General features: G+C 73.1%; 7 protein-coding genes. 3 read left to right on the forward strand and 4 right to left on the reverse strand.

Annotated elements, in window-relative coordinates; translation table 11 throughout:
• The first annotated feature begins 56 nt into the window (after positions 1–56).
• Together EAO70_RS07030 and EAO70_RS07035 are read left to right on the forward strand one after the other, a co-directional pair.
• Positions 57–557 (forward strand): hypothetical protein, encoded by a 501-nt coding sequence (locus tag EAO70_RS07030; protein ID WP_033205852.1) that lies wholly within the window; start codon positions 57–59, stop codon positions 555–557.
• Between the two features lie 19 nt (positions 558–576).
• Positions 577–942, forward strand: a complete 366-nt coding sequence (locus tag EAO70_RS07035) for an RNA-binding S4 domain-containing protein (protein ID WP_148002140.1) — start codon at positions 577–579, stop codon at positions 940–942.
• A gap of 53 nt (positions 943–995) precedes the next feature.
• Here EAO70_RS07035 and EAO70_RS07040 read toward each other — a convergent pair whose 3' ends face one another.
• The 3 genes from EAO70_RS07040 to EAO70_RS07050 all read right to left on the reverse strand — a co-directional run bounded on the left by EAO70_RS07040 (position 996) and on the right by EAO70_RS07050 (position 6,787).
• Complete coding sequence (locus tag EAO70_RS07040; RefSeq protein ID WP_148002141.1) at positions 996–3,194, reverse strand: terpene synthase family protein; 2,199 nt, start codon at positions 3,192–3,194, stop codon at positions 996–998.
• Between the two features lie 159 nt (positions 3,195–3,353).
• Complete coding sequence (locus EAO70_RS07045; RefSeq protein ID WP_148002181.1) at positions 3,354–5,324, reverse strand: N-acetylmuramoyl-L-alanine amidase; 1,971 nt, start codon at positions 5,322–5,324, stop codon at positions 3,354–3,356.
• 335 nt (positions 5,325–5,659) lie between these two features.
• Positions 5,660–6,787: an aminoglycoside phosphotransferase family protein gene (locus EAO70_RS07050; protein ID WP_148002142.1), complete on the reverse strand. Its 1,128-nt coding sequence runs from the start codon at positions 6,785–6,787 to the stop codon at positions 5,660–5,662.
• A gap of 233 nt (positions 6,788–7,020) precedes the next feature.
• Between EAO70_RS07050 and EAO70_RS07055 the strand changes: the two genes are divergently transcribed.
• On the forward strand, positions 7,021–8,514 hold the full coding sequence (locus EAO70_RS07055) for a hypothetical protein (protein WP_148002143.1): 1,494 nt from the start codon (positions 7,021–7,023) through the stop codon (positions 8,512–8,514).
• Positions 8,515–8,626: 112 nt separating this feature from the next.
• Here the strand turns inward: EAO70_RS07055 and EAO70_RS07060 are convergent, their stop codons facing one another.
• Positions 8,627–10,105, reverse strand: a complete 1,479-nt coding sequence (locus EAO70_RS07060) for a PP2C family protein-serine/threonine phosphatase (RefSeq protein WP_148002144.1) — start codon at positions 10,103–10,105, stop codon at positions 8,627–8,629.
• Positions 10,106–10,276 lie beyond the last annotated feature (171 nt).

Here is a 10,276-nt window from a genome sequence, read left to right on the forward strand (position 1 = left end):
CCGCCCGGACCCGCCCGGCGCGTCGCATCGTGCGCCGGGGCACGTACCATGGCCGTATGTCCTTCCTCCGCCGCCGTAGCGCCGCCACTCCCGCGGGCCCGGACTTCGATGTCCTGGCCATGGACCCGGGGGACTGGCCCGGCAATCTCGGCGCCGGCCTGCTGCCCGCGCCCGACGGCTCCTGCCAGGGCGTGTTCCTCCGGTACGACCTGTTCGGCGGCCGCGGTCCCGCGATGATCATCGGCAACCTCCCCGAGGGCTCCCCGGCGCGCGAGCTCGCCGACGGCCAGATCCCCTTCGAGGTCGCCCAGCTCCTCGCCGCCCTCGAGAACGACGAGCCGGTCGAGGTCCTCGACGCCGAGGACGTCCCCGTGATGCAGGGCGACAACCTCCTGATCGTCCGGCGCCTCAAGCTCTCCGAGAGCCGCATCTCCTGCGTCCAGTTCGACCGCAGCGACAACGTGCTCGTCACGATCGCCAGTTGGGACCGGCCGATCACCGACGACCTGTACGCGCTGCTCAAGCCGCTGCCCGCCGAGCTGTTCCAGCAGGGCTGACGGGAAGGGCCGGGGGCCGATGAGCGCACGCGTCGACAGCTGGATCTGGGCGGTCCGCCTCACCAAGACCCGCGCCCAGGCCGCGGCGGCCTGCCGGGCCGGCCACGTCAAGGTCAACGGCGAACGGGCCAAGCCCGCCCAGTCGGTGAAGCCCGGCGACGAGGTACGGGTCTTCCACGGCGGCCGGGAGCGGATCGTCGAGGTCAAGGAGCTCCACACCAAGCGGGTCGGCCCGCCGGTCGCCGTCGAGGCGTACGTCGACAACAGCCCGCCCCCGCCGCCCCGCGAGCACGTGGCCGTGGCCGCCGTGCGGGACCGGGGCGCCGGGCGCCCCACCAAGCGCGACCGCCGCGAGCTCGACGACCTGCGCGGCCGCCGCACCTGACCGACCGGGCGCGGAGCCGCCCACCGGACCGCTCCGCATCCCGCCCGCGCCGCTCAGACCCTCACCACGCCCAGCAGGTCCGCCACCCGGGCCGCCGACGTGCCGAGACCGGTCGGGCCGCGCCGCAGCAGCGCCGCCCCGCTGCCCGCGTACACGTCCGCCGCCCCGTAGCGCCGCACCTTCCGGTGCCAGTTCAGGATCCCGGCGAGCCAGTCCTCCAACTCCCGCAGATACGCCTCGAAGGCCGCCCGCCCGGCCGCGTCGAGCCCGAAGTCCTCGTACATCAGGGGGACTTCACGTGCCTTCAGATGCTCGTACTGGCGCAGTCGGCCCCGCATCAGGTCGTCGACCATGGCCACGGCCGTCGGGTAGTCGCAGCCGAAGAACGTCTGGAGCACCAGGACCCCGTTGTGGACCTCGCCCTCGACCTCGATCTCCTTCTGGTAGGAGAACAGGTCGTTGATCAGGGTGGCGTAGTCCATGACCGCGTTCTCCAGTGCCCGTACCGTCCCCGAGCGGTACAGCTCCGGCGGCAGCACCTCCTGGTGCCGCAACCGGGCCATCAGCGTGGTCAGTTCGGAACCGAAGGTGCTGCGGCGCATCTCGATGTAGTCGACGGGGTCGGGCACCCGGTGCTGCGCCTGGTTGTGCAGCTCCCACAGCCAGCTGTCCAGCATGACGTCGAGCGCGTGGCGGAGCTGCGCGCGGGCCTCCACCGTCATCGGGTCCGCGGTCCGGGCCCAGAGGTCGGCCAGCGAGCGCTCCAGCGGGTTGACGGCGAACGCCGCTCCCGCGGCCGGATCCTCCACCGGCAGACAGGACTTGAGCCGGTCGGTCTGCTCCTTCGCGCCCCGCAGGTTCCGCGGGCGGCCGAAGACGGCGGGGTAGTAGTCGTCGCCGTAGGTGCCCCAGGTCAGCCACTCGGCGCTGAGCTCCAGCTCTTCCCGGGTGGCGTCCGGGTCGAGCCCCGCCGAGCAGAGCGCCAGGTCGAAGCCCTCCGCCGTCGGCCGGTCCCAGATGTCGTCGAGGAGACCGAACCGCTCCGCCCAGTCGAGCGACCGCCGGCGCGCCTCGGCGTGGTGCGGGCTGAGGGCGAGCGGGTACGGCAGGTCGAACTCGGGGAGCAGCGAGGCCCCCACCCGTTGGTGCGGCACATGGGTGAGGGACCGCAGCCGTGATGCCGCGGGCCGCCCGAAGAGGGTGCGGATGTCGAGCGCGGAGGTGCCGAGGACCCCGTCGAGGTGCGAGGGGCCGCCGACCATGCCCTCGTTCATGTACCGGCTGGAGCGCATGTGCCACTCGTGGCCGCCGGACTGCCAGTCCTGCAGCCCCTTCGCGTACGCGGCGACGGCCGCGCACTCGGCCGCGTCCAGGCCCTGCTCGGCGGCGAGCAGCGGCACTTCGGTGAGGGCGGTGTTCTCGAACTGCTGGAGCCGTGAGGTCAGCAGGTCGTTGACGGCGTCCGCCGCCTCCTGGGTCGTGCAGCCGAGGAACTTCTCCAGGACGAGCACGCCGTTGCTGTTCTCGCCCTCGTCCTCCACCTCGCGCTGGTACGAGAACAGGTCGTTGCGCAGGTGGACGGCGTCCGAGAAGGCGTCCCTGAGGCCCCGCAGCGGGCGGGAGTACGCGACCCGGGCCGGGACCTCGGCCCCCGCCGCGTACTCGACGAGCCCCGCCGACCAGGGCGCGCCGCCCACCTTGCGCCGCATCTCGATGTACTCGACGGGGTTGGCGATCCGGCCGTCGTTGATGTTGTCGAGTTCCCAGAGCGACTCGTTGAGCAGGTGCTCCGTGGCCTCCGCGAACCGCACCCGCCAGCCCTCCGACATCGAGGGGACGGTCCGGAGCCAGAGGTCGGCGAGCCCCGCCTCGACCGGGTTGGTCGGCTGGGGCATGCCCGCCGCAGGGTCGGCCGGCATGAACAGCGGCAGCCGGTCCAGGTACGTCTTGCCGCCCGCCCGATCCTGGGGCCGCTTGAAGACCTCCAGGAAGTGGTCGTCGAAGAAGAAGACCCAGGTGTACCAGTCGGTGACGAGGTCGAGCGCCTCCTCGCCGCAATCGGGATGGGTGTACGCGCAGAGCAGCGCGTAGTCGTGCGAGTCGAGGTCGTGCTGCTCCCAGACCCCCGAGCCCTCCAGCATCCCCATCGACCGTGCCCAGTCACGGGTGTGGGTGCGGGCGGCCTCCACATGGGGGTTGAGCCGTGCCGGATACGGGACATAGAAATCCGGCATAACGAAGGGCTGAGGCATCTGCTGGTGGGCCTTCCGGTGAGCAGGGGGTGTGTCGGGCCCACCTTTACCCGTGACCCGTACGGCGCACGCGATCTCCTGAATAGTCCTATGAACGCCGGAGAGGTGATGCCGGACCGTTCCTCCGGCACCACCCCTCCGCTTTCGGCCAGACCCCGGTCAGGCCAGGGAGACCCGCACGTCAGCAGCCTTCACGAAGGCCACGCGATGGCCGAACTGGATCTGGTAGTACTCCTCCTGGCCTCGAACGACCGTATGCCCGCTGCTGTCGAACACCGGAGCGAAGTAGTACTCGCCGGGGGTCCGGTCGCCCACCACGTACCGCTGGCCGGCGAGCAGCGCGTACGGCAGCGGGGACACCGCCTGCACCGGCACACCCGCCGGATACGCCGAGGCCTCCGGGTACGCCCGCCCGTACACCGGCACCGACGCCAGGCCCGCGCGGGGCGTCAGCACGAGCCCCCGCGCGTTCACCGCGGTCGGCTCCTTCACCGGATTGCGGAACCAGGCCCTCTGCCCGAGGTACCAGACCGCCGTCCAGTCGCCCCTGCGCTCCGCCACCGCGAAGCTCTGCCCGGTCGAGGCGCGGGCACCCGTGTCGTTGACCCCGGTGGTCGAGTCCTGCCCGCCCGGACGCAGTCCGATGTCCTTCACCAGCGGCGCGTCGGCGCTCGGCGCGGTGTGCAGGCGCACCGCCCCGCTGCCGTGCGGCGCGCACGCTTCGCCCGCCGTGACGCAGCCCGTGTAGACCGGCCGGTGGTCGCCGTAGTCGGGCCGGATCGTCACCACACCGGCCCGGGGACCGGCGCTCGGGGCGATCGGCCGGCCCAGCAGCTCGAAGTAGTGGGCCCAGTCCCAGTACGGCCCCGGGTCCGTGTGCATGCCAGCGATCGTGGACGCCACCGTCCCCGGCACGTTGTCGTGCCCGAGGATGTGCTGCCGGTCGAGCGGGATGCGGTACCGGGCGGCGAGATGGCGCACGAGCCGCGCCGACGATCGGTACATCGCCTCCGTGTACCAGGAGTCCGGCGCGGTGAGGAACCCCTCGTGCTCCAGGCCCACGGACTTGGTGTTCACGAACCAGTTGCCCGCGTGCCAGCCGACGTCCTTGAGCGCCAGGTGCTGGGCGACGTGCCCGTCGGAGGAGCGCAGCGAGTACTGCCACGAGACGTACGTCGGATCCTGCACGAGCTGGAGGGTGACGTCCCAGGTGGCCTCGGTGTCATGGACGACGATGTAGTCGATCGACTGCGAGGCGGGTCGGTTCGCCTTGTCGTGGTTGCCGTAGTCCCCGTCGCCGAACTCCTCGTACGGCGCCGGGATCCACTCGCAGGCCACCGTACGCGGGCACTCCACGGGACCGCCGGCGGGCCGCCTCAGGCCCAGGCCCGCGAGCTGCCCCGTGTCGGGCGCGACCGCCGGAGCGGCCGCGAGGGACACCACCTGCCCGCTGTCCGTCGTCCGCGACGCGCCGGACCGGATCACGTCGAACACGTCCCCGGCGTACGTGGCGGCGGTCGCCGAGTCGTCGGCACCCGAGTACGCCGCCACCGCCCCGTACCAGTCGGCGGGATCCGTGCTCGCCGGCCGGCCCGACTCCCGCTGCGCGGCGGCGAGCAGCGCCGCCCCGCCCTCGATGTTGGCGGCCGTACGGGTCCGCAGCTCCCCGGCCGGGATCCCGGACAGCGCGGCCGCCCGCTCCAGCGTGCGCAGCCGCGCGGGCAGCGCCGAGGCCTGCGGCACGGCGGCGGGCCGGGCAGCCCCCGCGCCGGTCCGCGCGGCGCGCGAGGAGTCCCCGCGCGCGTCCTCCGTCCCCTCCGAGTGATGCGGGGGCGCCTCCGTCAGGGCCGTGACCGCGTCCGTCAGATGCATCGGCCCGTAGCCGCCGGTCACGCTCGGCGCGCCCCCGTGGGCGTCCCACCGCGACTGGAGGTACGAGACGGCGAGCAGCACGCTCTCCGGTGCGCCGTGCCGCGCGGCCGCCCGCGCGAACTGGTCCTGGAGGGCGCCCGACGCGGCCGCCTCGGCACCCGCGGGCGGCGCGGCGGACAGCAGCGGGAGCAGCAGGGCGGCGCAGGCGAGGACACCAGCCGTCCTCGGCGGACGGCGCCGTGACGGGGATCCTGGCAGACCTGAGGACACGGAACGGGGCAAGGCAGCCTCCAGAGGCGGGGGGTGGCACCGGGGCGTGCGGGGACCGAACCCGTACAGGGGTATCGGCTCCCGGACGATCCGTCAATCACGCCTGCCGCAGCTCAAGTTCCCACGTCAGAGCGGGGATGGAGGCCATCCGGCGGAGTTTCGCGGAGACGGGTCCCGGGCCTGGGACGCGTCAGTGGAGTGGACCAATGCACCGGGCGTACCGGCGACGGCGTCCGGCCGCGGCGGGAACGCCGGTGCGCCGCGTCCCGGTGTGTCGGCACCGGGCCACGGCGCACCCCCCGTTGCGTCGGTGGGACCGCCCTTCAGCGTGTCCCGACCGCCGCGCGCACGGCCCGCCGTGCCATGGCGCAGTCGTCGTGCAGCCGCCTCAGCAGCAGCCGCTGTTCCTCGCCGGGCGCGAGCGCGCCCGTGGGCACCGGTACGGAACCGGCCGGCGGAGCCTCCTTCATGGTGCGCTGCACCGCCGTCTCGTAGGTCCGGATCTCCCGGGTCAGCACGATCATCAGGTTCACCAGGAAGGCGTCCCGGGAGGCCGCCCCCGCCTGCTGGGCGAGCTGGCTGATCTGACGCCGGGCGAGCGGGGCGTCACCGAGCACCGCCCAGAGGGTCGCCAGGTCGTAGCCCGGCAGATACCAGCCCGCGTGCTCCCAGTCGACCAGGACGGGTCCCGCGGGGGAGAGGAGGACGTTGGAGAGCAGGGCGTCACCGTGGCAGAACTGGCCCATGCCCTGGCGGCCGCCCGCGTGCGCCAGGCCGTGCAGCAGCTTCTGCAGGTCGTCCCGGTCCCGGTCGGTGAAGAGACCGAGCTCGTGGTAGCGGGCGATCCGGGCGGCGTAGTCCAGCGGCGCGTCGAACGTCCCGGCCGGCGGTCGCCAGGCGTTGAGCCGGGCGATCGCGCCGAGCGCGGCCCGCACGTCGGCCCGGGGCGGCGCCTCGACGGGGTGGCGCGAGAGCGCCGCCGCCCGTCCGGGCATCCGCTCGATCACCAGCGTGCAGTTCTCCGGATCGGCCGCGATCAGCCGCGGCGCCCGCACCGGCGGACGGTGGCGGACGAAGGAGCGGTAGGACGCTATCTCGTGCTGGAACCGCTCGACCCACGCGGGGGAGTGGTCCAGTAAACACTTCGCGACCGCCGTGGTCCGCCCGGTCGTCCCGACGATCAGGACCGAACGCCCGCTGCGCCGCAGCACCTGGACGGGGTTGAACTCGGGGCAGATGCGGTGGACGGAGGCGATCGCGATCTTCAGCTGCGCCCCCTGGGGGCCCGACAGATCGATTCTTCCGCTGATCGGCTGGGTACCCGTGCCGGCCACCCAGCGCCGCGGCCGGACGGCCTGCGGGGCGGGAGCGAGGTAGGGCCCGCCGCCCGCCGGGACGATGCGGTGCTGCGGCCGGGGCGGGGCGGACACGGAGGACGATGCTGTGTACATGGAGGTGACAGATCCCTTCGTGTGCCGACGAGTTGCGTGCGTCGCCCCGCCCGCCCCCGGTCCGCACCCTGGGGAATGAGGGCCGGTCGGCGGGGCGGGGTGGCGCATTCCTACCTGACACCCGCCCGCGGGTGGCGGAACATCTCGCGCACCCTGGCGAAGCCTGGCGAATTGTCGCGGGGCCTATGACAGCGGGCTACTGTCAACTCAGCCGAGAACCTGGGGGCTTAGACGTGACCGGACACACCAACACCCGCCTGGCAGACCTGTTCGGCCTGGCCGGCTGGTCCAAGGGCGAACTCGCGAGACTCGTCAACCGGCAGGCGGCGGCCATGGGCCACCCCCAGCTGGCGACCGACACCTCGCGGGTGCGGCGGTGGATCGACCGGGGCGAGACCCCGCGCGATCCCGTCCCCCGGGTGTTGGCAGCACTGTTCACCGAGCGACTCGGCCGTGTCGTGACCATCGAGGACCTCGGGTTCGTACGACACGGGCGCAGCGGAAAGCGGCAGGACGTCAGGAAGACGGAGAACCCTGACGGGCTGCCCTGGGCACCCGATCGTACGGCGGCGGTCCTCACCGAATTCACGGGAATGGACCTCATGCTCAACCGACGCGGCCTGGTGGGCGCGGGTGCCGCGCTTGCCGCCGGCTCCGTACTCAGCAACGCCATGCACGACTGGCTGCAGACCGACCCCACTCGCCAGGGTGCCCCCCAGCGGGCCACCGATCCCCTCCACGCCGACCCCGCCGGGTTCGACCGCTACGAGGCCGCCCCCATCGGGTCGGAGGAGATCGAGGCGCTGGAGCACTCGGTGGAGGTGTTCCGCGCCTGGGACGCCTCCCGGGGCGGCGGCCTCCAGCGCAAGGCGGTGGTGGGCCAGCTCAACGAGGTGGGGGGCATGCTCGCCTACCGCCACGCCGACCACCTCCAGCGGCGCCTCTGGGGCGTCGCGGCCAACCTGGCCGTCCTGGCGGGCTGGATGTCCCACGACGTGGGCCTGGAACCCACGGCACAGAAGTACTTCGTGATCGCCGCCCACGCGGCCCGCGAGGGCGGCGACCGGCCGAGGGCCGGCGAGGCCCTGTCCCGCGCCGCCCGCCAGATGGTGCACCTGGGCCGGCCCGACGACGCCCTCGACCTCATGAAGCTGGCCAAGGACGGCTCGGGCGAACGCGTCCTGCCCAGGACCCGGGCCATGTTCCACACGATCGAGGCGTGGGCGCAGGCCTCGATGGGCCGGGGCCAGGCCATGCGCCGCACCCTCGGCGAGGCCGAGGACCTCTTCGTGTCCGACCGGCACGACGAGGAGCACCCCAGCTGGATGCAGAACTTCGACGAGGCCGACATGCACGGCATGCAGGCGCTCGCCTACCGCACCCTGGCCGACCACGATCCCGCCGCGGCCGTCCCCGCGCAGCGCCACGCCAAGCTGGCGCTCGAACTCCGGCGCGGTGGTCACGACCGCTCGAAGCTCTTCGACCACATCTCGCTCGCGTCGGCCTGCTTCATCGCCGACGACCCCGAGCAGGCCGACCGGTACGCGCGGCTCGCCCTGATGTCCATGGGGGAGACCTCGTCCCACCGCACCTGGGACCGGCTCCGCGAGATGTACCGGCTGACCGGGCAGTACGCCGGGTACGCGAGGATCGAGCACTTGCGCGAGGAGATCGAGCTGGCCCTGCCCCGGTCACCGGTCAACCGGCCGAGGACGGGACAGGCCTGAGGCGCGAGACCGGGACGGTCCTGCGGAAGAACGGAACAGGCCTGCGGAACGAGAACGGGGCAGGCCCGAGGAGCCGGGCGCCGGGCCGCGTCATCCGGCTGGTCCGGACGGTTCAGTGGCCGACCCGGACCACCATCACGCAGGCGTCGTCCTCACGCTGCTCCTCGCCGAACTCCTCGACCACCGCGCGGACGCCGTCCTGGGCGTCCCGCGCTCCGACGAGCCGGGCGCCGAGGGCGAGCAGCCGTCGGGTGCCCGTGTCGTCGTCGGGGCGGCTGCCCCGGGTGAGCCCGTCGGTGTGCAGGACGAGCAGGTCGCCCGGGACCAGCGGAGTCTCGGCCTCGCCGTACGCCGTTCCCGCCGTCGCTCCGAGGAGGACGCCCTCGGGGCGGTGCAGGACGTGCCCCGTGCCGCCGCGGAACAGCAGCGGGGCGGGGTGGCCGGCCTGCGCCCAGGTCAGCTTCTGGGTGACCGGGTCGTAGCGGCAGCACATCGCGCTGCCGAGCGCGGGCTGGACGGAGGTCTCCAGGAGCTGGTTCAGATGACCCATCAGGGCGCCGGGCCTGATCCCGGCCACCGCCATCCCGCGCAGGGCGCCGAGGAGCATCGCCATCGAGGAGGTCGCGGCGACCCCGTGGCCCGTCAGGTCGCCGACGGTGAGCAGAGCGTCCCCGTCGGGCAGGGCCAGCGCGTCGTACCAGTCGCCGCCGATCAGCCCGGTGCTGGCGGCGGGGAGGTAGTGGGCGGCCACGTCGAGGGGGGCGGGGCCGTCGTGGGCGAAGCGGAGCGAGCCGCGCCACGGCGGGAGCACCGCCTCCTGCAGTTCGACGGCGACCCGGCGCTCGGTCTGCTCGATGTGGCGGCTGCGCTCCAGGTTGTCCCGGCTCTCGCGAACGGCCCGCTCGCTGCGCCGCAGTTCACTGACGTCGCGCAGCACGGCCCACATCGAGGCGGTGCAGCCGTCGGAGTCGAGGACGGGCTCGCCCGTCATGTGCACGGTGCGGACGGAGCCGTCGGTCCGCACGATCCGGAACTCGCCGGCGATCGGCTTTCCGTCGATCAGGCAGTCCGTCACCATGCCCTGGAGGACGGGCTGGTCCTCGGCGAAGACCATCGTGGGCATCTCGTCCAGCGACAGGGGGCCGCTCTCGCGCGCGCGTCCGAAGATCTGGAACAGCTCTTCGGACCAACTGATCTCGTCCGTCAGCAGGTTCCACTCGGCGCTGCCGACCCGGGACAGCAGGGAGCCGGTGCGCTGCGGCGGAAGCTCGCCGTACGCGGTGCCGGGGTCGGTGGCGAGCGCGGTGTCGAGGGCACGCTCCGCGGGCGCCTCGGTGGCCGTGTTTCCGGTCTGTTCGGGAACGCCTGCCCGGAGCTGTCCCAAGTGGGCGCCGAGGTCGTCGAGTTGGTGGACGGCCAGGTCGCACAGGGCGCGCTGCCAGCGCTGCTGGGGGTCGTCCTCGTTCTCCACGGCGTCCTGGCGTACGGCGACGAGCTCGCCGCGCAGGCGGCGGGTCTGCGAGATCAGCGCGTCCACCGCGCCCGGCTCCGGCTGCTGGGCGGGGTGATCCGCGAACAGTGGGGACGGCATGTCGTACTCCGATACAGGCGCGGCGCGGCCGGGCCAGGTGGGGAAGTGAGGCCCGCACCCGACTGTCGCACAGCCCGGGACGGCCCGTAAGGGATTCGGCAACACTCGATCCGGTGGTGCTTCCGGCATATGTCAAAGGCCCGGCGAATTTCAGCCGTTGGACGACGGGTT

The organism is Streptomyces sp. adm13(2018) (genome assembly GCF_008042145.1).
In the GTDB taxonomy this organism is placed as follows: Bacteria; Actinomycetota; Actinomycetes; order Streptomycetales; family Streptomycetaceae; genus Streptomyces.

Bases quoted from the DNA above. Each gene is read 5' to 3' on its own strand.
- EAO70_RS07030 (WP_033205852.1), top strand. From the start codon at position 57: ATGTCCTTCCTCCGCCGCCGTAGCGCCGCCACTCCCGCGGGCCCGGAC.
- EAO70_RS07035 (WP_148002140.1), top strand. From the start codon at position 577: ATGAGCGCACGCGTCGACAGCTGGATCTGGGCGGTCCGCCTCACCAAG.
- EAO70_RS07040 (WP_148002141.1), bottom strand. From the start codon at position 3,194: ATGCCTCAGCCCTTCGTTATGCCGGATTTCTATGTCCCGTATCCGGCA.
- EAO70_RS07050 (WP_148002142.1), bottom strand. From the start codon at position 6,787: ATGTACACAGCATCGTCCTCCGTGTCCGCCCCGCCCCGGCCGCAGCAC.
- EAO70_RS07060 (WP_148002144.1), bottom strand. From the start codon at position 10,105: ATGCCGTCCCCACTGTTCGCGGATCACCCCGCCCAGCAGCCGGAGCCG.